Genomic DNA, 26,194 nt, shown 5'->3' with positions numbered 1-26,194 from the left:
CGGGATGGCATGCTTTTCGCCACTCAACGAGGATATGGCGAATGGGAGAATTGGTGGGATTTCCCTGGTATTCTTGGGTATTATTCTTTGGGGAACAATCTGTTATTATGATTGGGATATTCGGTGGACAAACTCAGCTAAGTTTCAGGTGTTCAAAGAATTGTTAGGTCGCGATGGCATTCGCATCTTCAATGGAGTTATTATTGTTGTTGCGATGTTGGCATTGACATATTTCTTTTTACATTAGAGAGCCTATTCATTTTACAACTAGTGAGCGACAAAATCGTGATCCCTTGAACAAGGGAATAGGCATCATAAGCCTTGTTTCCCTACTCAAAACCTCCTCTCTATCTCTTCTCTTGATTATCAAACGCCACAGTCAGCTGTATCTCCCACACCTGTAGCTTGAGTATTGCCTCAGAGTAGACTTCGAGCTAGCGTATCATTCTCTGGGCTGTTTTAACCGAGTGGTAGCTGTTGTGCGTCTTGACAGCTTCGTTGTAACTCACACCGATGATTCTCAATTTGGTGATGATGCTGTCCAACTCTTTGCGATATGGCTCTGACGATTTATCCTCTGTGATGACCTTAAAAGAATGGCTCAGCATTCAGTAAGGAAGCTGACTAGGTAAAACAGCATGGAGCAAAGGGGGTGAGACCTCGCTAGCGAACTGCGAAATGCTCTGCAAAATGCACAACCGACAAAAGGGAAATAAGTAGCTTCCCTCCCATCTTAGTACATAATGAGTAGTCTACATATATCTATGAACCTCAAAATATGTACAAGATGCAAAAGACATTCGAAGAGGTCTCGCAACTATGGTGCGAGACCAAGCGCCCTCTCGTGAAGTACTCAACGATGTGCGCCTATCGCCTAACACTCCGTACCCATCTACTCTCCCTCTTCGGGCAAATGAGAGAAATAAGCGAGAGCGAAGTGCAACGCGTCATCATCGACAAAGTAAAATCAGGGCTAGCCCAAAAAGACCGTTCGGGATATCATTGCCGTCCTAAGAGCCATTATTAAGTATGGAGCTAGGAACAAGTTATTTGAGAGAGAAGATTGGTAGCTAGATTACCCTACAGAAGAGGGAAGCTATAGATTTCCGGTTCTTTCTCTCCGCCATCAAAGGAAACTGATGATGTACCTAATTGAGAATCCCAATTCTCGAAATATCGGGATACTCCTTGCGCTCTGTACGGGAATGAGAATAGGAGAAGTGTGTGCCCTGCAATGGACTGATGTAGACTTAAGCCATCGAATCCTTCGGGTTCACAAGACTGCGGAGCGCATATACAACTGTGATTTAAGGACTACAGAACGCATTCTCTCTTCCCCTAAAACCAAGTATTCATATCGGGAGATACCCATCTCAAAGCAACTATTCGAGGCTTTGAGTATCGTAAAGAAACAATCCCCTTCAGCCTTCGTAGTGGGCACATCTATCCACGCCGTAGACCCTCGCACCTATCGAGACTCTTTTACCCGACTACTGAAGAGGCATCAGATACCGCCTATGGTCTTTCCATATAGCTAAACACGAATCTCTTTACAAACAACTATATTTCAACGAATTGGAACAACAAGAAAGAAGAATAGGTAACGGTAAGGAAATCAGTAATGTTCTATATCCTTCCTTATTTTACGCCTTCAAAAAATCGCTTTTTAAGACTGAAAGAATAATATTATTCACTCAGAAATCGTATTTTATCACGATTTTACACAATCATGGATCTAACTTCTATTGCTTGTATTCTTTTAAATTTGGCTTGGCTACACAAATAGTCAAGTATATTGAGCTTCTAGGTCCTTTCTTCCTGAGGATGTGTCACCTAAATTCTCAAAGGCAATGTTGGGATAAAACAAGATTGGGAAATCCTCTCCGCTATGTATTGGGATGTTTTTAATTATATTGTATTTTGTAACCAATTGTTTGTTTATGTCGTTTCTATTCTTTTTGTCATATTCCCACGCCATTCCCAAATCACTGATAGTGTCGTAGAATAATACCATTTCTTCTGCATTTGACATCTGACATCTGAGCATTTTCACATACTCATATTTTTCTTGGAAACTTAGAAATGGTTGCTTGTTGACATATTTTACACATTGGAACAATGTTCGAAAATAATTACCTAAATCATACTGAAACCCCTCAAAATACTTATTTTCATTATTTACAACTTCGGACTCTGTTACAGGATTCCCTTCTTTAGAATCATTAGATTTGTCATGCGTAACCGATAGTTTCAAACGAAAAATACGCAATAGTTTTTCTATTTCCTCGGACTTATATTGCGATAAATATTTGGTCCTAAGGAGATCACACCCGTTACTCCTCACTCCAAAAAAAGTGACTAGGAAAGCTATATTTATTATGTTGTGTTTGCAAAGAAGATTCTCTCCCCATACAGATTTATCAGCCTCATATCTTTCTGATGGATCCAAGTATAACTCTTTTATATCTACCTTACCTTCAACAAACTCTGTAACGATTTTGATTGCCTCTTCAATTTGTCGACAAAAAATCTCAAATACACTCTTGCCGTCAAATTTAGGCTCTCCTCTTTTTGATGTGTCTATACAACTCATCTGGGTTACTGCATTTCGGTTGAAACGAATCAATTCCAAAAACCGCCCTTCAAAATTCTGTATCTGGAATTGGCGTCCTTGATCACGCAATGTTCGATAGAGGTAATAAATACTAATGACTGTAGCGACTCCGCCAAGAAAGGAACCATAATTACTAATAAAAATAGAGTCAAACCAGCAACTCCAGCCCGTTTTTCTGATCATTGAAACAGCTACATGGGTTAAAAGTCCACCCGCAGCTACTAAAATGCCAATTTCCCATCGTCTATAATTCCTGTATATTGATTTCATGTGCTTCGGCATTAATGAGTGTCACTCGATCATGTTTTTTTGCAGGATGTCCTTGTATATTGATCGTGTTGTACATACTGGGAGTATAATAGTATATCGCTCCTATTCTTTTGATAACTTTTTCGATATCTGGATCAATTATAAAAACTGTTTTATCTCTGCACTCGCGTAGAATCCCATTGAAATGCTCGTCCGAGTGATTAAAAGAATAGCCTACAATGATAATCTTATCAGCATCTTTTATTACCTGTTCTGCCCCAAACCAAGTTTTAATGAAACGACGAGAAAGAAGGGGCTTAATCTTCATCGGAGGTAAGAATTCTGGAATCATGTATTTCCGATTGTTGTCTTCGAACGATAAATTAGGCGCAAGTTGTTCGTCAAAGAAACTTAGAATATTCAAGTCTTTATAATCGACATCATTTATAGGGAGTTCTGTTTTATTGTAAACATCAACATGTGTCATCAGATTCCCATGAAAATATAAAGCATCCTCATCATGCCTTGCAGCAGCAAAAAAATGTGCAAATGATGAATAGTTGAATGTGATGATCTTCCAATCGGCAGGGATTTGTGAATATATAGGGAAGTTATTACATAGGTCTTCTGAATGAGTGTGGTAGATTTCTTTTTCTTTCTCTTTCAGAAAACTCCAGAGCATCCAAGATATGTAAATATAAGTTTTGATACTTCCTATATTACCCGTGTAGAACCCAACAAAGTACTTTACCAGTATTTCTTCAATATCAAGAAGGTTGTGATATACATGTTTTAATATGGCATTGTTAGGATGTGACAAACTTCGCTCCATAATTTGGCGCATTACACTCTTAAAAGTATCTGTATAAACCAACTTAGAGAAATCGACGATCGTCTCATCATCAATTCTTATTGTTTGACCAAAAAGTTCCTCTATAAGCTGAGCAGTCTCTTCATCTAAAACGGCTCCAGTTTTTAGAGAACTAACTTTGTTCATGATCGCCATTACTAGTCTACCCATTTTGCGATCTTCCTCTGACAACCTTTCATTGTTTCTTAGCTCTTCTTGTATATTGTCTCTAATTGAGACTACTTCTCTACCAAAGTCTTGAGCAATCCTATCAATGGTATTCTTGATGAATTTGTCAAAATGAAATCGTAAAGAAGGAATCATGGAGCGAAGTTTACGTTCAATACTTGCCCCTTCTTCTGTTTGAATAAACTCACTTATCTTGGGAATAAGTTCGTTGGTCAAAGGCATGCCAATGCCCTCTGTGGCGTCTACGCCAGCCCCTAAAACGATAACTGTCATAACAATTGAATTAACACAAACCAAATTGTATACAAAAACCGTGCCAACACAAAATCTGACACAATAGTGTTACAACAGGGAAAATCCATGACATATTGACATGTATTATTTTCACAGGGACTCTCAAGTTTGCTTCCATTCACAAGTTTTCAATCTCAAGAGATTCCTTACAAAACAATTTCCCAAATGACAAATGGATCAATCGTGCTGATTTTCTTCTCTGTCATACTCTTTTGGTTTTAGTATTGTAACACATTCTATTATTCACCTCAACATGGACATATGCACTTCCTTGAAAGAATCTGCCCGCTGTCGAAGATTGACGCTGTTGTGAGTTTTTCTGTATGGACATAACCTTTTGCCTATGTATTTCAGTAGAGGTTTCTATTTTCGATTATCAGGACAATCATTCGATTGCATCCACTTTCAGACATTAATCCGTTCAAGGATATATTCCGTGCATCTAGGGAGGATATTATCGAAAATATATACCCTCGTAAATACAAAAACAGTGTCCCTCTTTGTGGGTATTGCAGGGTTAGAGATTAGTCACTAACTTTGCACCGACGACATCAGAAAAGACGTTGGTCTGTGGACGGATTTGCGGAGCTTGCAACCACAAGAAAAAATGCTAAACCTTTCCACCCCTCGCGTGACAAAGGCTATGCTACGCTGCTCTTCGCCTCTTTCTCAAAAAGAGAAATTGCGAACTAGGGGTTCCCCAGAAAGAGGGAACAAATAGACAACACTGAGCAGCATCTTTGGACAACTCCCAAGTAAAACCGATGCTGAGAGGGCAATTTATTATATCTCTTCTCACTCTCCACAGTAAGGCGTGGAGAGTTTTTTGTTGCCCGAGTGAGAGCCTAACCTCTACCTTATACAACCGAAAACCCATGGGGCTGCAAAGCGTTGTGTGCACCACTCCAACAAAATCGGGTGCCTGTCCTTGCGAAACAATCAATATTAGACTAATCAAAAAAGAAAGTATGAGTTACCTCTTTACATCCGAATCTGTATCGGAAGGTCATCCCGACAAAGTCTGTGACCAAATTGCCGACGCCATAGTAGATAGCCTTATTGCCGCCGATCCTCAGTCCAAAGTTGCCTGCGAAGTGCTTGCTACTCGTGGACAAGTGGTACTTGCAGGGGAAGTTCGCAGCCAAGGATATGTAGATATTGATGCCACCGTGCGCCGTGTGGTAGAAGGTATTGGGTACAATCAAGCTGCCTATGGATTTGACGCCCATAGCTGTGGTATCCTCTCGGCAATACACGACCAAAGCCCCGACATCAACCGAGGGGTAGAGCGCGAAGCCCCCGAAGAACAAGGTGCAGGAGACCAAGGGCTTATGTTTGGGTATGCAACACGCGAAACCCCCAACTACATGCCTCTAGCCATTGACTTGGCTCATAGTCTGCTGCTCGAGCTGGCACACATCCGTAAGCACGAACCCGCGCTGATGCCCTACCTCCGCCCTGACGCCAAGAGCCAAATCACCATTGAGTATAGCGACGATCACCGCCCCTTGCGTATTGATACCATTGTGCTTTCGACTCAGCACGACGAGTTCATCACTCCAGAGAAAGGACAAAGTCAAGATGATGCGGATAGTGCCATGCGCAAACGAATCGAAGACGATGTACGCTCGCTGCTGATCCCTCGTCTCATTGCTCGCTACGATGCCTCGATACAAGCTCTATTCCAAGGCGACTACAAACTCTTTGTAAACCCCACGGGCAAGTTCGTAATAGGCGGTCCTTCGGGCGATACAGGGGTGACCGGTCGCAAGATTATTGTAGATACCTATGGCGGTAGATGTAGTCATGGTGGGGGTGCCTTCTCGGGCAAGGATCCCTCAAAAGTAGACCGCTCGGCCGCCTATGCTGCACGGCACATTGCCAAAAACATGGTGGCTGCCGGTGTAGCCGATGAGATGAAGGTACAGCTTGCCTACGCCATCGGGGTAGCCCAACCCATCAGCATTTTTGTAGAAACGTTGGGCACAAGCCACGTAGCGATGAGTGACGGAGAGATTGCCCGCAAGATTGGGGAGATCTTCGACCTTCGCCCCTATGCCATAGAGCAACGCCTCGGCTTGCGCAAGCCCATCTACCAAGAGACCGCAGCGTATGGGCACTTTGGTCGTATGCCCCAGCGTGTAACCAAGCGTTTTGAGTACTTCCATCGCCCCGCAGAGGAGGTAGAGGTAGAACTCTTCACATGGGAGAAACTCGACTATGTAGACCGCATCAAGGCGGCCTTTGCCCTCTAAAAGGCATCCGATCCCTTTGCATCACCCACTCCTCGGGCCCGCCCCTGGAGTGGGTTTTGTTTATCCACACCTTCCCCCATACTACAGAAAAAGCGCTCATACTCGTAGGCGAAAAGGCGGTATACACAAGCCTCGCCCTAGAGAGGAGTGCCTATCTTTTTGTACTTTTGCGGCAGAATGAAATACGAAGTACTACGCAACGATCCCAAGAGTGCAGCTCGATTGGGGAGGATTACAACCGACCACGGAGTTATTGAGACTCCTATTTTTATGCCGGTAGGTACGGCAGGTGCTGTCAAAGCCCTCACCATGGAGCAGATGGAAACAACGGGCGCACAGATTATCTTGGGCAATACCTATCACCTCTACCTCCGCCCGGGGCTGGAGGTACTACGTAGTGCAGGCGGGTTGCATAAGTTCGGCACTTGGCAAAAACCGATCCTCACAGATAGTGGAGGATTTCAAGTATTTTCATTAGCGCACCGCCGTAAAATCACAGAAGAAGGGGTAACATTTGCCTCCCATATTGACGGCTCCAAACACCTATTCTCCCCCGAGAGGGTAATGGATATAGAGCGCACCATCGGGGCGGATATTATCATGGCTTTTGACGAGTGTTGCCCCGGGGACGCCTCCTACGAGTACGCACGTCAGTCGCTCGACATTACCGAGCGTTGGCTGGAACGTTGCCGTAAGCGCCTCGCCGAGACTGAGCCACTCTATGGGTACCAACAGTCCCTCTTCCCCATCGTACAGGGGTGCGTTTACCCCGACCTTAGACGTAGAGCAGCCGAAAACATTGCGGCTCTAGGGGCGGACGGGAATGCTATCGGAGGGCTTGCCGTGGGCGAACCGACCGAGAAGATGTACGAGATGATTGAGCTCACCAACTCCATTTTACCTCTTGACAAGCCTCGCTATCTGATGGGCGTGGGCACTCCTGCCAATCTCTTGGAGGGAATTGAGCGTGGGGTGGATATGTTCGATTGCATTATGCCTACACGCAATGGGCGCAACGGGATGCTCTTTACACGGCATGGCACCATCAATATAAAGAATGCCAAGTGGCGCGATTGCTTCGAGCCGATCGAGCGCGGAGGGGCACACCCGATGGATGAGCGTTACACGCTTGCCTACCTGCACCACCTCTTCAAGGCTGAGGAGCTAACAGGGCTAACCCTCGCATCGCTCCACAATGTAGCCTTCTATCTATGGCTTGTGGGCGAAGCGCGCAAAGCTCTTGAAGAGGATCGATTCACGGAGTGGAAAGCCGGGATCCTGCCCGAGCTCACTCGCCGGCTCTAAAAAAGAAAGATGCCCTCCACACTAGAGGGACAGCAGATTTTGGGAATTCGCTTCGCCAATTGGGGATAAGTAGGGAGATCGCCAGAGAGTATATATGGTGGGGCTTAGTATAAAATAGTAGATTAGTATGTGGGATAAAATCTTAGCCGACTTATCGGCATTCAATTTTGCGGAGGCAGGTCGCGCCTTTATGACTCTTTTTATTGCAGTAGACATAGTGGGAGCCATCCCTGTTGTGCTTAGCCTCAAAGACAAGGGGCAGAAGATAAGCCCCTCCACCGTTACGCTCTGGTCGTGGGTAATGTTGCTCGCTTTCCTCTTTATCGGGGAGCCTATGCTCAATATTTTTGGGGTAGATACACAGAGTTTTGCCGTAGCAGGGTCTATCGTGCTCTTTGTGCTGGCCGTGGAGATGCTCTTTGGTGTACAAGTATTCAAAGACGATGGGCCTAATGGGAATGCCAACATCGTACCCCTCGTATTCCCCTTGTTTGCAGGAGCCGCCTCCTTTACCGCTTTGCTCACCTTGGTAGCTCAGGGGGTTGCTTACTCCAACATATTTGTAGCCGTGCTGGCTGTCTCGGCACTCATTTTCTTGATGCTCAAGTTTGTAGATCCGCTCGAACGCTGGCTCGGCAAGGGCGGGATCTTCGTACTCCGTAAGTTCTTCGGAGTTATCCTACTTGCCGTCTCCATCAAATTCTTCATTGATAACCTGATGAAAGTTATCGATATGCTGCACGCCGTTCAGCCCTAAGAAGGAGAATACTTATTACGTTGGGAGAAAAAGCTAATGAGGAATCTGTGAAAAGCTAATTAGCAATTTCGCAAAAGCTCATTAGCTTTTTTCCTCTCCCAAGGGAGACTGATAACAAAAGGCAAAGATGTTCCCCTCTATCGCAGAATATACCACGGCATTGCGCCACGCAGAGAGTGGTACGTTCCGAAGCCTGCGCCTTGCGCTCTCGGTTGATGATGAGGGGGAGCCCATCTACTCCCGGGGGAGCTACTCTGTGGTATTCAAGGCGCATAGCGAGGGGAACGAACGCGAAGAATGGGCCATCAAGTGCTACGTAGCCGAACAAGAGCGACGTATCCCCAGCTGCCGAGCCATCTCTCAACAACTCAACAGCATTGCCTCCCCCTACCTTCTCCCCATGCGATTATGCGAAGAGGAGTTGCGAGTTGGCAACACGTACTATCCTCTAGTACTACTTCCGTGGGTGGAGGGGAAAAGCCTCGTTCGTGAGGTCGATTACTACCTCCACAACCCCGAGCGACTGCTACAGCTATCCCAAGACTTTGGGCATTTTGCCTACTGGCTCCGTAGCCAATCCTTTGCGCACGGCGACCTCAAGAGCGACAATCTACGTATTCGCCCCGATGGCTCCATCGTGCTTCTCGACTACGATGGCATCTACCTGCCCTCCATGCAGGGCGAGCTACCCCGAGAGGAGGGCAATCCCGATTATACACATCCTCTCTGCTCCCCAAGCGACTTTAATCTACACGCCAGCGACTTTGCTTTAGCCGTGATCGCCCTCTCGCTGCGGGCCCTAGCCCTAGCTCCCGAGCTTTTCTCACACTTTGGTGGTAAGGAACGGCTCCTACTCTCCGCTTGGGACTTCCGTCACCCGAAGCAATCCCCAGCTCTCAAGGCCCTCAAGAGCCTCCCCCAAGATGCCTATCTAGCTCGGCTACTAGATCTATTTTTCCAGGCTCTAGAAAGGAAAAACCTAGCGCACCTCCCGCCTCAACAATTCCTACCTCTATGAAACGACACCCTCTTACTTTCGCCCTCGCCCTACTCACATTCCTCCTCCCCCTTAGGGCACAAAACCTCCCCTCTATACCTCCCGAAGACTACTCCCTAAGCCCGGACGGACGCACCCTGCTACATTGGAAGGGTCAAGAATCCTACCTCAATATGGCCATAGATCCCGTACTGAGGTGGATTGATACCATTGCTCCCCAAGCTACGTACTACGTCGATTCTTTGGGGCAAGTCGCAGGTCAACCCTTTCTGCAAGAGCTGATTCTCCCCTTCCCCCTCCAGCACATTTCTTCCCGAGCTTTCTACTGCCCCTACCTACGCCATGTACTCCTCAACAAAGGGCTTAGAAGTATGGAGCAATGGGCTTTTGTGGATGGGGCTTTCTCGGAGATTCGCCTACCGGCCACACTCCAGCACTACGAAGAGGGTGCCATCATGGGGCGTTATCTAGAAACCATAGAGGTAGAGGAAGGGTCGCCCTACCTTGCCGTACAACAAGGATGCCTTGTGGATCTCACAAGCCGCACGCTGCTACTCTACCCCACGGGCAGCCTCTACGCTCACCCCCTTCTGCCCGAAGAGATAGTCCGCATCGGGCGATTTACCTTTGCCATGAGCCCCTATGTAGCCCATCTAGAGATACCCGAAGGGGTTACGAGTATCGGGCAAGAGGCCTTTCGGGCGTGTGGCTCCCTCACCACCCTCGATCTCCCAACCACGCTCTCTCAAATGGAGGGGATTCCTTGGCTCGACTCCCCCCTCGACACCCTCATTATCCGCAGTGCATTCCCTCCCGAGATTACAGGCTCAACCTCCTCTTACCGCGGAGATCCTCTCTATCTCTATGTACCCGAAGGGTCCATCGCGCTCTACACTCAATCTCCCTTTTGGCAGAAAATAGTGCGCCAAATAGAGTCTATCGATGCTTTGGAAGAGCAAGCACAGTGGCAGGAAAGCGAGGAGCAACCCTACCGACTTGTGGGCAATACCCTGATGCTCTCCCCACCTCAAGGGGTTACAACGGCTCGGCTCTACGATCACGAGGGCAACCTGATTACGCAATGGACCTCTAGCGGTAGTTACACGCTCTCTCCCGGGATATACCTACTACGCATAGGCAGATCCTCCTACAAACTCACCCTCTAGAGAGTGACCTGCCCTCCCCAAAGCAAGCAGAATACCTAGTCATTGCCATCTCAATACAGGAGAGAAATTGGCAAGCTTCAAAGGCTATGATTCGCCGAGAGAGTAGCCACGCCTCCATTGCAAAGAATCCATTTGTTTATAGTAATTTTGCGGTCAAATTGAGATAGCTATGGAGTATAATTTCTCGGAAATAGAGGCTCAGGTACAAGCCTTTTGGCGTGAGCATGATGTTTATAAGGTAACCGAAAACCCCAATCGCCCTCCCTTCTACGTCCTCGATATGTTCCCCTATCCCTCGGGGGCTGGGCTACACGTGGGGCACCCATTGGGCTACATTGCATCAGACATATTCTCCCGATATAAGAGATCGAAAGGCTTTTCGGTGCTACACCCTATGGGCTACGATGCCTTTGGGTTGCCTGCTGAGCAGTATGCCATCCAAACAGGGCAACATCCCGAAGTTACCACCGAGATAAATATCAAACGCTACCGAGAGCAACTCGAGAAGATCGGCTTCAGTTACGATTGGAGCCGCGAGGTACGCACAAGCGACCCGGCCTACTACAAATGGACGCAATGGGTCTTTGCACGCCTTTTTGAGAGTTACTACGATACGAAGAGCAACTCGGCTCGCCCTATTGAGTCGCTCGTTGCCCACTTCGAGGAGCACGGATCCGAAGGGATTCATGCCTATACCCATACGCCTTGCTGCTTCTCTCGCGAAGAGTGGCTCGCCTATACCCCCCAAGAAAAAAGCGAGGTGCTCATGAACTACCGCCTTGCCTACCTAGGCGAGTCCGTAGTGAACTGGTGTGCAGAGCTGGGCACCGTACTGGCCAACGACGAGGTAAGCGAAGGGGTCAGCATCCGAGGCGGTCACCCCGTAGAGCAGCGCAAGATGAAGCAATGGTGCCTGCGAGTTTCGGCCTATGCAGAACGACTTCTCTCTTCTCTCGAAACCCTAGAGTGGACCGATGCGCTCAAAGAAACGCAACGAAATTGGATTGGGCGATCAGAAGGTGCCGAGGTAGATTTCGAGGTAGAGGGCACCCATACTCGCTTTACGGTTTTCACCACACGCCCTGATACCATCTACGGAGTTTCGTTCATGGTACTTGCACCCGAGAGCGATTTGGTAAAGGAGGTTACCACCCCCGAACAAAAGGCGGCTGTAGAAGAATATCTCGCTGCCACCAAACGCAAAACAGAGCGTGAGCGCATTGCCGATCGGCGTGTAACGGGGGTATTCTCCGGAGCTTATGCCCGCAATCCTCTCACAGGTGCGGTTATCCCCATTTGGATCAGCGATTATGTACTCGCCGGCTATGGCACAGGGGCTATTATGGCGGTACCTGCCCACGATACGCGCGACTTCGCTTTCGCTCGTCACTTTGGGCTCCCCATCACTCAGGTAGTGCTCCCCAATGGCGAAGAGCCTTCTGAGACAGACTCTTGGGAAGATGCCAAGGCCGGCAAAGAGGGTACCCTTATCAATAGTGGCATACTAAACGGATTGTCTGTTGCCGATGCCATCAAGACCATGAACAGCCACATCGAAAAAGAGGGGCTGGGCAAAGTAAAAGTAAACTACCGCCTGCGCGATGCTATCTTTAGCCGCCAACGCTACTGGGGAGAGCCTTTCCCCATCTATTATAAGGAGGGAATCCCAACCCTTGTTGCCGACGATCAGCTCCCTCTCAAGCTCCCCGAAGTAGATGCTTTCCTCCCCACCGAGACAGGCGAGCCCCCTCTGGGCCGTGCAGCCAACTGGCATACACCCGAGGGATACCCCTACGAACTCAGCACGATGCCAGGCTTCGCAGGGAGTAGTGCCTACTACCTCCGCTATATGGATCCGCACAACGATCATGCCCTCGTGGGCGAAGAAGCCAACCGCTATTGGCGTCACGTTGATCTCTATATCGGCGGTACCGAGCACGCCACAGGGCACTTGATCTACAGCCGATTCTGGAACAAATTCCTCTTCGACCTAGGCGTTGTGTGCGAAGACGAACCTTTCCGCAAACTGGTGAATCAGGGGATGATACAGGGGCGTTCCAACTTCGTGTATCGCATCAAAAACAGCAACACGTTTGTCTCTCTGGGCAAGAAAGATCAGTACGACACCACAGAAATACATGTGGATGTAAACATCGTACACAACGACAAACTAGACCTAGAGGCCTTCCGTACATGGCGCCCCGAATACAACACAGCCGAGTTCATCACCGAAGAAGATGGTAGCTACCAATGCGGCTGGGCTGTAGAGAAGATGAGTAAATCGATGTACAATGTGGTTAACCCCGACGACATCATCGCATCCTATGGGGCAGACACCCTCCGTCTCTACGAGATGTTCCTAGGGCCCCTCGAGCAGAGCAAACCTTGGGACACCAAAGGGATTGATGGGGTGCACCGCTTCCTCAAAAAACTCTTCGGGCTGTTCTATAAGGAGGAGAATCTAGCCGTAACAGATACGGAACCCACCCCCGAAGAACTCAAAGCTCTGCACAAACTCATCCGCAAGGTGGGGCAAGACATCGAACAATTCTCGTTCAATACCTCTGTCTCTGCCTTTATGATTTGTGTAGGAGACCTACAGCACCTCAAGACCACCTCACGTGCCGTCCTCGAGCCTCTACTCGTTGTGCTTAGTCCCTTTGCACCGCACATCACCGAGTATCTCTACCGAGCTCTTGGTAACTCAGGCTCTATCGTGGATGCAGAGTGGCCTCAATTTGAAGAAAAATATTTGGTAGAAAGCATCACTAAATACCCGGTAAGTTTTAACGGCAAGGTGCGTTTCACCCTCGAGATAGCCGCCTCTGCAACACCCCAAGAGGTAGAGACTGCTGCCCTCAGTGCCCCGGAAGCCGCCAAATGGATAGAAGGGAAGCAACCCAAAAAGGTGATTGTGGTACCCGGACGCATCGTAAATATAGTACTCTAAAGAACGAAATTAAAAACAAGAAAATATCTCTCAAGATGACCGAATCTAAGTTGCAGCTCCCCAAGCAACGAGGGGCAAAATTGCGCATTGCGCACGATCTTCTGATCATGTTTATCGGCGTAGTGAGCTATGCCTTTGGGTGGACAGCCTTCATTCTTTCTCAGAACATTACTTCCGGAGGTTTGGCCGGTGTTACTACCATCATCCAGCTTGCTACCAATATCCCCGCAACTGTCCCCTACTACATCATCAATGTATTCCTCTTGGTGCTCGCAATCCTCTTCTTAGGATGGCGCTTCACACTTAATACCCTTATCGGGGTCGGGATGATTTTGCTTGTACTCCCCTTTGGTCAAGCCCTCTTCACAGACCCCGTGGAGCAAGCAGAGGTACTCAACAACATCTCTCCATTTATCCGCAATCTCGTACCCAACGTAGGGCCTTTGCTCGCACACGATGAGCCCTTTGTGGCATTGCTCTTGGGTTCGGTATTCTGTGGATTGGGATTGGGATTCGTGTTCTCTGTTAATGGATCTACCGGAGGTACGGACGTAATTGTTGCCATCATCAATAAGTACAAAAATGTATCGCTCGGTCGTGCTATGATTATGGTCGATAGCGTGATCGTAGGTACGGGATGTGTCGTAAGCCACTACATGGGTCCTCAATACGACTGGACGGTAGCTTTTGGTAAACTTGCCTTCTCGTTTGTAGAAATCGTGGTGGTAGCCCAAGCTATGGACTTCTACCTCAACAGCAACAAACAGAGTGTACAATTCTTTATCAGCAGCCTCAAGTATTCCGAGATCAACGAAGCTATTGTCCATCGTTTGCACCGAGGTTGTACCATCTTAGAGGCTACCGGAGGGTACAGTCAGCAACCCACCAAAGTATTGATGGTCGTTATGCGTAAGAATATGCGCACCCCCCTTATGCAGATTGTACGCGAGATTGACCCCAACGCTTTCGTGTCCGAGGGAATTGTACATGGTGTGTATGGCGAGGGCTTCGACGCTATCCGTAAACAAAAATAGCCCAACAGAGATCCCAAAACAGGAGGTAGGATGAAATACTCCTTCACTCGTATTCTAAGCATAGGTGTAGGGGTGGCAATTGTGGTTGCCCTCCTACTCCTTTTCTTTTTCAACCCCGAGACAACCCCCATTTACCCACGTTGTCCCTCACGTCTACTCACGGGTTACCAATGCGCCGGATGCGGGAGCCTTAGAGCTACCCACGCATTATTACATGGTCGCCTGCTACAAGCCTGGCACTATAACCCGATTCTTTTCCTTGGGATGCCCCTGGTCTTTTTCCTTCTTGCGATTGAGCGTCTACGCCATCGCCACACTTGGGCAGAGCGTATCTACCTCCGCTGTAATAGCCCTCTCTTTATCGGAGTCCTCATTCTCATCACCATAGCCTGGACTATTATCCGCAATTTATAAGCTCCTAGAAGTGAGGCTAAGACTCCATTTCTGCCACATTTTAGTTTCATTTCCGATTTTTCCCTAGCAAAATACAACTATATTGTACTATCTTTGCCAGCGAGTAAATAAACAGATAGACCGAAATGACTACAACCAATTCACCTAGCTCCCCCTCTAGCGAGAGCCTCTCTCGTTTTAGTATGAAGGGCGTTTGGGCCTTTCTTATCGTACTTTTTAGTATGCCCCTAGGGCATGCCCTCATGATTTTGAGCGAAAAATTTGCCGGCGACGCCTACGTATTTCACGCTGCTCTAGTCATGGGATTCATCGGAGTAGCACTCCTTCTCTGGGGATTTATAGCACGAAACGCTACACAGCAGACCATATTAGGCTTCCTCGGAGGAGTACTTTTCTGGACTGGTTGGGTGGAATTTGCCTTCGTCTACTATGCTAGACGCTATGGTATAGAACCTCTGCTAGACCCTGTAACCAAAGAAGTTATAACCAAACCTGAGTACCTAATTATGCCCTCAAGCATTAGCTTTTGGGCTATGATGATGCTCGGCTACATCCTTAACTCCCGCACGGGCTGCAACCTATTCAATTGGATACAGCGTCACTTCCTCCCCAAAGAAAAAGTGAGAACATTCCGTGCTCCGGTACACAACGTGGCCGTTACCACCTTTATGGAGTTTAATGCTGTCATCTGGACTTGCTACCTACTCCTTCTCTTTGTCTACGACGATGCCTTTATCGGAGATAGGCACCCCGTTGCCTACATCATAGCCTTTGGCTCTCTCGTTTGGGCTATGTATCTCTTCTCTCGCCTCATCCGTATCAAAAACATTGGAGCCGCCATCCGCTATGCTATACCCACAGTGATTATCCTATGGAATACGGTAGAAATCCTAGGAAGATGGAACCTCTTCAAAGAGATCTGGGTACACCCCATGGAGTATGCCCTTGAGATGACTCTCATCCTTATCTCTTTCTTCGCATTTATCGCTATCCTCTACTTTAGCGACAAACGCCATGCGAAGCAAAAGGCAGAAAAGGATACTCAAAAAACAGACGAGACAAAAAGCTAACTCTTGAGCAGCGAATTCTAGGCAGCCGCAAGAACACATAGAAAAAAGCAGTATCTTTGTGGGCAGTGGGTCAGAAAAGGTCCATTGCCCACTATTCTTGTATGCATTTAACTCCTTCCACAAATAGGATGGTCCACCAAAACATTCACCTCCACAAATATAAAACGAAATGAAATTAGAACTTAGATTACAAAGCTTAGTGGCTTGGGCCTTGTCCCTTGCACTCGTAACCATTGCCCTGCCTCAACTTAAGGCACAAAATCCTGTCATTACCCTAAAAACCTCCAAGGCAAAAGGGGGAAAACTCCTCTTTAACATTTACTCCAAAGCTCCTTTTACAATAGAGGGTGCTAAGGCCAACGGGACAGACCCAGAAACAAAAAAGCAGATTTATATTCTCGACTCCGAAGATGGGAAAATCTCTATAAGTGGTCCGGTACTCTCCTTTGAATGCAGTGGCGAAAATATTACCTCTCTAGACATTTCAAAGAACTCAATGCTGGAAATGCTAGACTGCTCCAAGAATAACCTCACCTCTCTAGATGTATCGAAGAATACAAAACTAAAAAAGCTTGATTGTTTCTCCAATAGCATCTCCTCTTTGAGTGTTTCGAAAAACACTATTCTAGAGATGCTCAATTGCTCCGGCAACAGGATCTCCTCTCTAGATCTCTCAAAGAATACAGAATTATTTGAGCTGAGATGCTCCAATAATAAGCTCACATCTTTAGACCTCTCAAAGCATAACAGGTTGCAAGAAGTCCATTGTGACAACAATCAACTTTCCTCTTTAGTCGTATCCAAGCAAGCTACAGAACTAATAGAAGTACGCTGCACACAAAATCAGATTCAAGGGGCATCTATGGATGCTCTCATCGCCTCTCTTCCCAAACTCAATAACCCTAAAGACCCCGGAATCCTTGCCATCTATGATAATAGCAAAGATAGTGAGCACAACACCTGCACATCGGCACAAACCGCTGCAATCAAAAAGCTCGGCTGGGTTCCCTATACGTACAACAAAAGCGCGAACACCTGGAAAGAATACACCCCTGCTACGTTTTTTATCACCTACGCTCAACCCTCAAATGGAGTTCTTACGGTAAAGAAGGGTGTAACCTCAATAGCTTCCCAATCTTCTGTTGAGATAGGCACCCAACTCACTGTCGTAGCGACTGCCAACCAAGGCTACGAACTCGAGGCGTTGATGATCAACAACAAGAAGGTAGAGAACCCTACATTCGACCCAGCTCTTCGCACCTACAAGGCAAACTTTACCGCTGAAAAGGCGACAACCATCTCCGCTACCTTCAAACGAAAGATTGAGAAGGTTACCATTACCTACAAGCCCGCGACCAACGGCAGTCTCGTGGTAAAGCAGGGGGCAAACACCCTAGCGTCCGGCACTTCGGTAGAGAAGGGAACCCATCTTACTGTAGTAGCGACTGCCAACCAAGGCTATGAATTGGAGGCGTTGATGATCAACAATAAGAAGGTAAACCCAACCTTTGACCCTACACTCCGCACCTACAAAGCAAACTTTATCGCTGAAAAGGCGGCGACCATCTCCGCTACCTTCAAGCGAAAGATCGAGAAGGTAACCATTACCTACAAGCCCGCAACCAACGGCAACCTCGTCATAAAACAGGGAGCGAATACCCTAGCATCCGGTGCTTCAGTAGAGAAGGGGACTCAACTCACTGTCGTAGCGACTGCCAACCAAGGCTACGAACTCGAGGCGTTGATGATCAATAACAAGAAGGTAGAGAACCCCACATTCGATCCTGCCCTTCGCACCTACAAGGCGAACTTTACCGCAGAAAAGGCGACAACCATCTCCGCCACCTTCAAACAAAAGATTGAGAAGGTTACCATTACCTATAAGCCGGCAACAAACGGAAGTCTCGTGGTAAAGCAGGGAGCAAACACCCTAGCGTCCGGCACTTCGGTAGAGAAGGGAACTCAACTCACTGTCGTAGCGACCGCCAACCAAGGCTACGAACTCGAGGCATTGATGATCAACAACAAGAAGGTAGAGAACCCTACATTCGACCCAACACTTCGCACCTACAAGGCAAACTTTACCGCTGAAAAGGCGACGACCATCTCCGCTACCTTCAAGCGAAAGATTGAAAAGGTAACCATCACCTACAAGCCGGCAACCAACGGCAACCTCATCGTAAAGCAGGGGGCAAACACCCTAGCATCCGGCACCTCGGTAGAGAAGGGAACTCAACTCACTATCGTAGCGACGGCCAACCAAGGCTATGAGCTGAAAAATGGCAAAGTACTTTTGGGGGATAAAGAACTAGCACTGACTCGTGAAGGACAGGTTTACACCGGTACATTCGTGGTGGAAGCTTCGGTTGAAATCTCTGCGGAATTTATCACAACGACTGCCCTCTCGGCTATAGACTCCCCAAGCATCATGATCTATCCCAACCCCGCCAGTCATAAGGTACAAATCAGCAATGCTAACCTAAATAGCGAAGTAGCTCTCTACAATATGGATGGTCTGCTCCTCCAACAGGCGACCACCAACGCTGAGGGAGAGGTCACCCTCCCCGTTGCTACCCTCCCCACAGGTCACTACCTTGTACGGATCGGTTCATCGAGTGTTTTACTAAATATCAGACGTTAGTACTCAATACACTACAATAACGTAAGACGCCGAAGAGCGGGGGCAATACAGTACGAAAGTTGTTCCTGACCTCTTCGGCGTTTTATCTTTTACAATCCACTCTTTATCTACATCTAATCTCCATTTTATCCCTACCTTTGCGCCAAACAGAATGGTGCAACAGCAAATGACACAAGAAAAGAAGTATCCACTTCTGCTAGGGATTGAGAGCTCTTGCGACGATACCAGTGCCGCCGTAGTGCGCGGATGCGAGCTCCTCAGCAACGTAATTGCAAGTCAAGCAGTGCACAGTGCCTACGGAGGGGTAGTCCCCGAGATGGCATCAAGAGCACATCAACAAAACATAGTACCTGTAGTAAGCGAAGCCCTCAAGCGTGCCGGAGTATCGGTGCACGACTTGGATGGCATTGCCTTTACGGCAGGGCCCGGATTGCTAGGCTCTCTGTTGGTTGGGGTCAACTTTACCAAAGGTTTACACCTCGCACTGGGTACGCCTCTCATCTCAGTCAATCACTTGAGAGCGCACGTGCTGGCGCACTTTATCTACGAACCCGGAGAGGAACACCAAAGCCCCGAATTTCCCTTTTTGTGCCTATTGGTATCGGGCGGGAACTCGCAGATCATCAAAGTAAATAGCCCTTACGATATGGATGTTGTAGGGCAAACGATAGACGATGCCGCAGGCGAAGCCTTCGACAAATGCGCCAAAGTAATGGGGCTAGGTTACCCGGGAGGCCCTATTGTAAATAAGCTAGCGAATGAGGGAAATCCCCTTCGTTTCCAATTCAGTAAGCCTCAAATTAAAGGACTTGACTATAGTTTTAGTGGGCTCAAAACCTCGTTCCTCTACACGCTTAGAGACGAACTAAAGGAGAACCCCAACTTTATAGAAGAGAACAAAGCAGACCTTTGCGCTTCCCTCCAGAAGACGGTTATCGACATTCTTATGGGTAAGCTCCTAAAGGCCACCAAACAATATCAAATCAATCGGGTAGCTGTAGCCGGAGGGGTCTCGGCGAATACAGGACTTAGAGATGCCTTTGCCGACTATGCCTCTCGCTACGGGTGGCAGATCTTTATCCCCAAGTTTGCCTACACTACAGACAACGCTGCCATGGTAGCCGCCGCCGGATACTTCTCGTATCTGGCCGGAGATTTTGCCTCACGAGACCTCGTTCCCTTTGTACGCACTACGCTCAAAGAGAACCTATAAATAGAGAGATCCGAATGACAACGCTCCAACCCCTCGTAGCACAAATAGCACGGCTACTCCTTGCTCGGCAGGAGACAATAGCGACAGCCGAGAGCTGCACCGGGGGAAGACTTGCCTCTTACCTTACCGCCCAAGCAGGGGCAAGCAGATGGTACGCAAGCGGAGCTATCACCTATAGCGAAGAGCAAAAGGTGGAGCTACTGGGGATCGAACCCTCGCTCATTGCCCGGCATGGGGTGGTAAGTCGGGAAGTGGCTCTTGCCATGGCGCGCGGTGCACAAAAACGCTTTGGCGCAAACCATGCCCTAGCAACAACGGGATTTGCCGGACCTCTGGGAGGCACTCCTGAGTCGCCCATTGGCACTGTTTGGATTGGGATAGCCCTCGAGAGCCAACTTTATGCACACAAACTACTAATACAAAAAGGGCGAGAGGCTCTCATCGCGGAGGTCTGCCGTGAGGCTCTACAGCTCTTTATCCATCACTATACAACGAAGAAATAACTCTAGAGAAGCATACGATGAAACTTAAACACCTTCTTCCTCTAACCTTGGCTACACTCCTTTTGGGATTCGGTAGTGCACAAGCTCAAAACTCCAAGTCTAAGAGCCAAATCTGCCGCATTGGGCTGGAGTATCAGATGAGTTACAACGAAAATTGGGGAGCCAATCGCCCTATCATCCTCTCTATCGAGCCCAATTCTCCTGCAGCTCTTGCCGGGCTCAAAGTGGGGGATATCGTAGAGAGTATCAATGGTCGGTCTCTCAAAGATCTCTCCGAGCAGGAGTTTGTGGATATCTTGCAGGGAGGAGACGCTGCCATACAGCTGGAGGTTAGCAATTTCTCTTACAAGAAAAAGAGCCGTACCCTCCAACCCGAGTGCCACGACCGCTCCCTACTCGACGAGCGACTTCTCGCGCAAGCCTTTGCCTTCTATAGCCTCGAAGACGAAAGCGAACGTGCCATCGTTTATCCCTTCGACACCGGACGTGAGGGCAAAACGAGCTTCGAAAACTTTGGCAACTTTGCTTTTGCAGACGAGAGCAAAGCCCTCTCTAGCACCGATATTGCTCTAAACGAAGTAATCCGTAAGCAATTAGAAGCCAAAGGGCTACGGTACGATGCTTCCGACCCCGACATCGTTATCGACACCTATTACACGTTGGCACGCAATCCCTACTTCGACGCGAAAAAAGCAAAGAACACAGATAAACTCTGGGATGTACGCATAGACCCCGACCAAAAGAGCCTTGTACAAGTGCCTTTCCTAGCCGTAGGAGCCGACAAACAGCTTGCCGGCTATGTACTTACCATAGGAATACGAATCTTTAATGGGCGCAATCTAAGTATTTTGCTTTGGAGCTGCGAAGCCGTAGAGCACCTTACCGAAGAATTTTCTATCGAGGAGTATGCTCGCCTTTCCATCCCCATGATGATGGGACAATTCCCCTTCGTTCGCTACAATATCAACCCCAAATGGCGCATTGCCACACATCGACACAACTACACGGGGCTCTACTTACGTACCTCTGATCTCGGAGACGTAGCCTATGTTGTGCCTAACTCTCCTGCCGCTAAAGCCGGGATACGCGCAAACGATGTGATAGTAGCCATCAACGAAAAGCCTATGGCCATGGTGGATCAGCTCAATGCCGCTTATCGTCTCTTCGTAGAAAACACGCTGCAATACCGAGACGAAAGCACCATGTTTACGGATCGTAATGGAGTAAAATACTGCCGTTATTGGCGCAAAGACAGCTACTCGTCTATCCAGAAACAGATCGCAAAGGAGAAATACCTATCCATCTTCTCCTACCTCTTTGGCTTCCGTCCCTATATCCTTGGAGAGCGTTCTACCCCCTATTACACCTTCGACGTACTAAGCGAGGGGGTAACTCAACGCCTCAATGTGATGCCGGAGCTACACGACAATAGCTATATCACGCTCGATTAAACTCGGAAGAGACGCAGATGTCACACCCCAAGAATACAAAAAAGGGAGATCGAGAGCCTGCTCGCGAGTTCGGTGCAGGTCTTCGCAAAATCACCTTTTTACACGAAGATGAAGTTGCATCTCCACCTTCTCGCCTCCCTGCTCAGCCCCCTCTTTCCTCTCAAAACCCCTATTTGGGGAAGTGGACGGCTCTAGAGGTATTGCGCATCACGCCTCCCGGGGCTTACCTTGCCGTTGATACCGAGGAGGTACTATTACCTCGCCGTTATTTTCCGGAAGAAGGGCTACAAGAGGGTGATCAGATTGAAGTATTCATCTACCACGACAATGAGGGAAGGCTCATTGCCACTACACTGCGCCCTTATGCTCTCTTAGGCGAAGTCGCTTTTTTAGAAACAAAGGCGGTGACCAAGGAAGGGGCTTTTATGGCATGGGGCATCCATCGTGACCTCTTCGTACCCTTTGCCGAGCAGCCTACACGCTTTGTCCAAGATGCCAGTTACCCTATTGTTGTCTATGTAGACCATGTTAGTGGCAGACTTACCGGCTCCGGAGAATTGCGAAAACATATAGGGAACGAGCTTCCCAACTACACCCCCGGCGAGGTCGTGGAGGCTCTCATTGTGGAGAACCACGAGAGGGGCTATCGTGCGGTAGTCGATCATCGCTATTGGGGTATGCTCTACCATAGCGACCTTGCGGAACCTCTCACGATAGGAGACCGCATAACCTCTTATATAGTACGCACACGTGAGGATGGCAAGCTAGACCTCGCTCCCAATCCCATAGGGGTGGCACGACTCAAGACCAATAGCGACTATATCCTCCAACTACTAACGGAGCGAGGGGGGAGCCTTCCCCTTGGGGATAAGAGCAGTGCTGAGGATATTGCAGCCCTCACGAAGCTATCCAAAAAAGCCTTTAAGATGGCAATCGGCGTCCTCTACAAACAGAGACTCATAGAGCTAACTCCTCAGTCTATTCACCTAGCAAAAAGGGAATAAAGACTCTCTACACACATAGTGCGACCCACACAGAAGGGATAAAAGACGAAGTTCTCAGATCCCTTTTGCTGCTGATTCTCAAAAATTTCGACAGAATCTATTTGCTCAAAACAAGAAAATTGTACTTTTGCAATCGGCAAAATAAATAACTCAAACAACCAAAACGACAATGAAAGGTAACACCCCTCTATTAGTAAAGGCCCTATTGGCACCAATACTAGTAGCCTCGTCTACCCTATTTGCCACGGCGCAAATATCGTATGGAGGTACTCCTGCAAGTTTTAACCACTCCGCAAGCTCTAGCGCACTTCGCTCTGTTGCGGCTCCTAAAGTAATAAAGGTTCTTCCCAATTTCAACCCGGACGACGTAAAGAGCACGAACGGATGGGACGTAAACAGGCTTCACGTAAAGCCTCTGACCATAGGTAGGACCATCGAGACTAATATTGACTTTGCTCGTGATGCCGAACGTATTACGCTAGACAATGGTACCACAATGTACCGCCTTACCATAGACGTGAAAAATGCCAAGGCGAGCTTGCTTTACTACGACGACTTTTTCATCCCCAAAAATGGAGGTGAGTTATACATCTATACCCCCGACCGCCTAAAGGTGCTCGGAAAGTACACGCACGAGACACACCCCACACATGGGGCTTTTGCCACGGAGATGCTCCCCGGTGCTACGGCCGTACTTGAGTACTATCCCTATCTCAATAGCCAAGAGATGCCCTCAATCTTGATTTCCTCGGTGGGGCATATCTTCTCCACACGCGAAGCCGGACTTAGGGATCCCGGTGAAGACGGCGCACACGATGATTGCGCCTTCAACGTAAATGCGGCCGAAGGTGCTGAGTGGCAAGAGCAAAAAGCGGGTGTTGTACAAATAATGATGGTGCATGGGAGGAACATCAGTGTATGTTCGGGGAACCTCCTCAACAACACCAACGAAGACTTCAAACCCTATATTCTCTCTGCAGCACACTGCGAGAGCGTGACAAAAAATAGGAACTCTAGCGATGCGGATCTCGCCCAATGGATCTTCACCTTCCACTACGAAAAGCCCAATAGCAGCAACGGCGCCATCGCCATCGTTAGAGAACAAGCCAAATCAATGGTAGGCTGCGACATTAGAGCATTCTTGCCCATCGATGGTCAGTCGGATGGCCTTTTGCTAGAACTAAAACAAGAAGTTCCCGAGTCGTACCGTGTGTATTACAATGGTTGGGATAGATCGGATGTACTCCCTAATAGCGGGGTAGGTATGCACCACCCTGCCGGTGACGCAAAGAAAATCTCTGTGTACAACGGAGGTGTTACCAGCAAAACATGGGACGACCGATATAACGGCCAAGGGTGTAGAGGTGCAGAGAATGCACACCTTTTCTTCCACTTCACAAAGGGAGAGACAGAGGGCGGTTCTTCCGGGTCTTCCCTCTGGAATGAGAATAAATTGGTAGTAGGAACCCTCACCGGAGGAGGCGGTCGCTGTACCACAGGAACCAACTATTACGGCAAACTCTCGTACCACTGGGACAAGTTCTCCGAGAAGATGTCGACCTTCCTCGACCCCAAAACAAATGGAACTGCGACTTCCCTCCCAGGTGTTTGGAGAAAGAATAAAGATGGGGTAGAGCTACGCCCTCTACCCAACGTAACGGGTCTCAAAATAGAAAAAGATGGAGACAACCTAAAGGTAAGCTGGGATGCTATTCCCTCAACATACCTTGCTCCCGGATGGAAAGTGAAGTACAATATCCGACGCAACAACAGTACCGCAGAATACAAACGTACCGAAGCGACCTCCTTCTCCGAACCGGCAATAGATGCAGAAAAGGCAAACAGGGACGAGAAGGGATTCTGCCAAACCATTACTTATGCCGTACAAGCTCGCTACGAATATGGTACAGGCAACGACCTAACAACCCTCGATCCCACTAAACCGGAGCGTTATGTAGAAACGGACTGGGCAGAACAAAGTATTTTCGTAGGAGAACGCTCCAAGTGGGTACCGGTAGTTAGCAAGAGCCAAGAAAGCTCTGGCGGTATGCGCATCTCCTGGAATCTGCCGTACAACTTCCAAGAAATAACCCTTTTTGGAGCTCCCAAAAGCGATGCTGAGTATAAGCCCACTTACGCTAGAATGAAGGTATCTTTTGGTGGCTTTCCTGTTCCTCAAGACATCACTCTCTTCAGTAAGTTCCCATCAGACGCACTCCGCTCTAATGACAAACCTGTGTATGTACATGGGTTGCGTCTCATGCCCACTTCGGCCGGAAGCTCGTACAAAGCATTCCTACAAACCTCCAAAAGCCGTAGTAGCATTGTAACCAAGCCTTTCAGTGTCCCCTCTACTTGGAAGATGGGAGAGTGGGTTACCGTCATGTTCGACAAGCCCATCCTAATCAACCACGAGAAGGTGCTCTTTGCAGGAGTAAGTGTGACCAATGCCGCAGGTGCCGACCTCTTGTGCTACTACAACTACTCTAACGATGCTTACCGCCAATACACCGATGGATTTTTTGCCTTCGACCTAAGAGAAACGGATCTATTCTACATGTCTCCTTCTCAGACAAGCACCATCTACACTGTGGTGCCATCCGGATATCTTGCCATTGGTCTTTTGCTAAGTACCAACAACAAAAAGTCTTCTCCTGAAGACAACCTCGGTATTTTCTCCACGAGTAAGCAACTTGCCCCCTTCCCTGTTGTAAAAGAGTTTATCGTAAAACGTAATGGACAAGAGATCGCTCGCGTAAACACTCGTGAGTACACGGATAAGGACGGAAAGGAAAGCGACAAATACGATATTGAGGTGGCATACGAAGAGGGTGTGTACACAGGTAACCAAGAGATACCCTACGAAAAGGAAGCTCCCGGTGTGTATCCTACCAAGATTGGCAATGATGCCCTTTTGCACCTCACGAGTAGCTCTTCTATCTCAGCCGTCTCTATCTACACAGTAGATGGTGTACTCCTCAAGAAGGTAGAGCGTCCATCAGCAAGCATCTCTGTAGAAGACCTTGCCAGTGGTAACAGCTACATTGTTGTTCTTGATGGCAATACGGGACGAAGTGTACACCGCATCTTCCGATAATGCGCTAGCTATACCGGTAAAATAACTCGGGTAAATCCTAGAAAACCCTGCCCTCTTTTTTGTAGAAGGCAGGGTGTTTTTTTCTTGAAAATCTATCCCCAAGGTTCAAGAAAAGGCGAAATAGCGTGAATGATTTGTGAG

The 26,194-nt window shown here is 48.1% G+C and carries 21 protein-coding genes and 1 pseudogene; 19 read left to right on the top strand and 3 right to left on the bottom strand.

Annotated elements, in window-relative coordinates; translation table 11 throughout:
* Positions 1 to 4 precede the first annotated feature (4 nt).
* The gene (locus tag ACTTHR_RS07000; RefSeq protein ID WP_442605679.1) at positions 5 to 247 is read left to right on the top strand and encodes an immunity 17 family protein; all 243 of its coding nucleotides are present in this window, start codon (positions 5 to 7) and stop codon (positions 245 to 247) included.
* 187 nt (positions 248 to 434) lie between these two features.
* On the opposite strand, the gene ACTTHR_RS06995 is transcribed toward ACTTHR_RS07000, so the two are convergent.
* Positions 435 to 608, bottom strand: coding sequence for a hypothetical protein (locus tag ACTTHR_RS06995; RefSeq protein ID WP_442605655.1), 174 nt, complete (start codon positions 606 to 608; stop codon positions 435 to 437).
* A 40-nt stretch (positions 609 to 648) separates the two neighbouring features.
* Here ACTTHR_RS06995 and ACTTHR_RS06990 point away from each other — a divergent pair.
* The 3 genes and pseudogenes from ACTTHR_RS06990 to ACTTHR_RS06980 all read left to right on the top strand — a co-directional run.
* Positions 649 to 720, top strand: a pseudogene (locus tag ACTTHR_RS06990) (HNH endonuclease); the annotation flags it as partial.
* 67 nt (positions 721 to 787) lie between these two features.
* A complete protein-coding gene (locus tag ACTTHR_RS06985; protein WP_442605654.1) occupies positions 788 to 1,027 on the top strand; it encodes a hypothetical protein in 240 nt (79 codons plus the stop codon).
* Positions 1,028 to 1,139: 112 nt separating this feature from the next.
* Positions 1,140 to 1,538, top strand: coding sequence for a tyrosine-type recombinase/integrase (locus ACTTHR_RS06980; protein ID WP_442605653.1), 399 nt, complete (start codon positions 1,140 to 1,142; stop codon positions 1,536 to 1,538).
* A gap of 248 nt (positions 1,539 to 1,786) precedes the next feature.
* Here ACTTHR_RS06980 and ACTTHR_RS06975 read toward each other — a convergent pair whose 3' ends face one another.
* Together ACTTHR_RS06975 and ACTTHR_RS06970 are read right to left on the bottom strand one after the other, a co-directional pair.
* Entirely contained in the window at positions 1,787 to 2,884 is a 1,098-nt protein-coding gene (locus tag ACTTHR_RS06975) for a putative phage abortive infection protein (protein WP_442605652.1), read from the bottom strand.
* Entirely contained in the window at positions 2,859 to 4,175 is a 1,317-nt protein-coding gene (locus ACTTHR_RS06970; RefSeq protein ID WP_442605651.1) for a hypothetical protein, read from the bottom strand. Before ACTTHR_RS06970 ends, ACTTHR_RS06975 begins: the two co-directional genes overlap by 26 nt.
* A gap of 989 nt (positions 4,176 to 5,164) precedes the next feature.
* On the opposite strand from ACTTHR_RS06970, the gene metK reads away from it, so the two are divergent.
* The 15 genes from metK to ACTTHR_RS06895 all read left to right on the top strand — a co-directional run bounded on the left by metK (position 5,165) and on the right by ACTTHR_RS06895 (position 26,053).
* On the top strand, positions 5,165 to 6,451 hold the full coding sequence (gene metK, locus ACTTHR_RS06965; protein ID WP_442605650.1) for a methionine adenosyltransferase: 1,287 nt from the start codon (positions 5,165 to 5,167) through the stop codon (positions 6,449 to 6,451).
* Positions 6,452 to 6,628: 177 nt separating this feature from the next.
* Positions 6,629 to 7,756: a tRNA guanosine(34) transglycosylase Tgt gene (tgt, locus tag ACTTHR_RS06960; RefSeq protein WP_442605649.1), complete on the top strand. Its 1,128-nt coding sequence runs from the start codon at positions 6,629 to 6,631 to the stop codon at positions 7,754 to 7,756.
* Positions 7,757 to 7,883: 127 nt separating this feature from the next.
* The gene (locus ACTTHR_RS06955; protein ID WP_442605648.1) at positions 7,884 to 8,513 is read left to right on the top strand and encodes a MarC family protein; all 630 of its coding nucleotides are present in this window, start codon (positions 7,884 to 7,886) and stop codon (positions 8,511 to 8,513) included.
* A 127-nt stretch (positions 8,514 to 8,640) separates the two neighbouring features.
* Positions 8,641 to 9,531 (top strand): hypothetical protein, encoded by an 891-nt coding sequence (locus ACTTHR_RS06950; protein WP_442605647.1) that lies wholly within the window; start codon positions 8,641 to 8,643, stop codon positions 9,529 to 9,531.
* Entirely contained in the window at positions 9,528 to 10,676 is a 1,149-nt protein-coding gene (locus ACTTHR_RS06945; RefSeq protein ID WP_442605646.1) for a leucine-rich repeat protein, read from the top strand. Before ACTTHR_RS06950 ends, ACTTHR_RS06945 begins: the two co-directional genes overlap by 4 nt.
* 169 nt (positions 10,677 to 10,845) lie before the next feature.
* On the top strand, positions 10,846 to 13,626 hold the full coding sequence (gene leuS, locus ACTTHR_RS06940) for a leucine--tRNA ligase (protein ID WP_442605645.1): 2,781 nt from the start codon (positions 10,846 to 10,848) through the stop codon (positions 13,624 to 13,626).
* Positions 13,627 to 13,661: 35 nt separating this feature from the next.
* Positions 13,662 to 14,660 (top strand): YitT family protein, encoded by a 999-nt coding sequence (locus tag ACTTHR_RS06935; RefSeq protein ID WP_304285774.1) that lies wholly within the window; start codon positions 13,662 to 13,664, stop codon positions 14,658 to 14,660.
* A gap of 30 nt (positions 14,661 to 14,690) precedes the next feature.
* Positions 14,691 to 15,074, top strand: a complete 384-nt coding sequence (locus tag ACTTHR_RS06930) for a DUF2752 domain-containing protein (protein WP_304285775.1) — start codon at positions 14,691 to 14,693, stop codon at positions 15,072 to 15,074.
* A gap of 125 nt (positions 15,075 to 15,199) precedes the next feature.
* Positions 15,200 to 16,144 (top strand): hypothetical protein, encoded by a 945-nt coding sequence (locus ACTTHR_RS06925; protein WP_424777522.1) that lies wholly within the window; start codon positions 15,200 to 15,202, stop codon positions 16,142 to 16,144.
* A 169-nt stretch (positions 16,145 to 16,313) separates the two neighbouring features.
* Positions 16,314 to 18,785: an InlB B-repeat-containing protein gene (locus tag ACTTHR_RS06920; RefSeq protein WP_442605644.1), complete on the top strand. Its 2,472-nt coding sequence runs from the start codon at positions 16,314 to 16,316 to the stop codon at positions 18,783 to 18,785.
* A 151-nt stretch (positions 18,786 to 18,936) separates the two neighbouring features.
* Complete coding sequence (tsaD, locus tag ACTTHR_RS06915) at positions 18,937 to 19,998, top strand: tRNA (adenosine(37)-N6)-threonylcarbamoyltransferase complex transferase subunit TsaD (RefSeq protein ID WP_304285735.1); 1,062 nt, start codon at positions 18,937 to 18,939, stop codon at positions 19,996 to 19,998.
* Positions 19,999 to 20,012: 14 nt separating this feature from the next.
* Positions 20,013 to 20,501 (top strand): CinA family protein, encoded by a 489-nt coding sequence (locus ACTTHR_RS06910; protein WP_442605643.1) that lies wholly within the window; start codon positions 20,013 to 20,015, stop codon positions 20,499 to 20,501.
* A 17-nt stretch (positions 20,502 to 20,518) separates the two neighbouring features.
* Positions 20,519 to 21,952 (top strand): PDZ domain-containing protein, encoded by a 1,434-nt coding sequence (locus tag ACTTHR_RS06905; protein ID WP_442605642.1) that lies wholly within the window; start codon positions 20,519 to 20,521, stop codon positions 21,950 to 21,952.
* Between the two features lie 17 nt (positions 21,953 to 21,969).
* Positions 21,970 to 22,956, top strand: coding sequence for a CvfB family protein (locus tag ACTTHR_RS06900; protein ID WP_442605641.1), 987 nt, complete (start codon positions 21,970 to 21,972; stop codon positions 22,954 to 22,956).
* Between the two features lie 169 nt (positions 22,957 to 23,125).
* A complete protein-coding gene (locus ACTTHR_RS06895) occupies positions 23,126 to 26,053 on the top strand; it encodes a T9SS type A sorting domain-containing protein (RefSeq protein WP_442605640.1) in 2,928 nt (975 codons plus the stop codon).
* The last annotated feature ends 141 nt before the right edge of the window (positions 26,054 to 26,194 follow it).

The organism is Porphyromonas endodontalis, from assembly GCF_052173515.1.
Lineage (GTDB): Bacteria > Bacteroidota > Bacteroidia > Bacteroidales > Porphyromonadaceae > Porphyromonas > Porphyromonas endodontalis_A.
The sequence above is the reverse complement of the archived record's forward strand: the minus strand, read 5'-3'. Positions and strand labels throughout refer to the sequence as shown.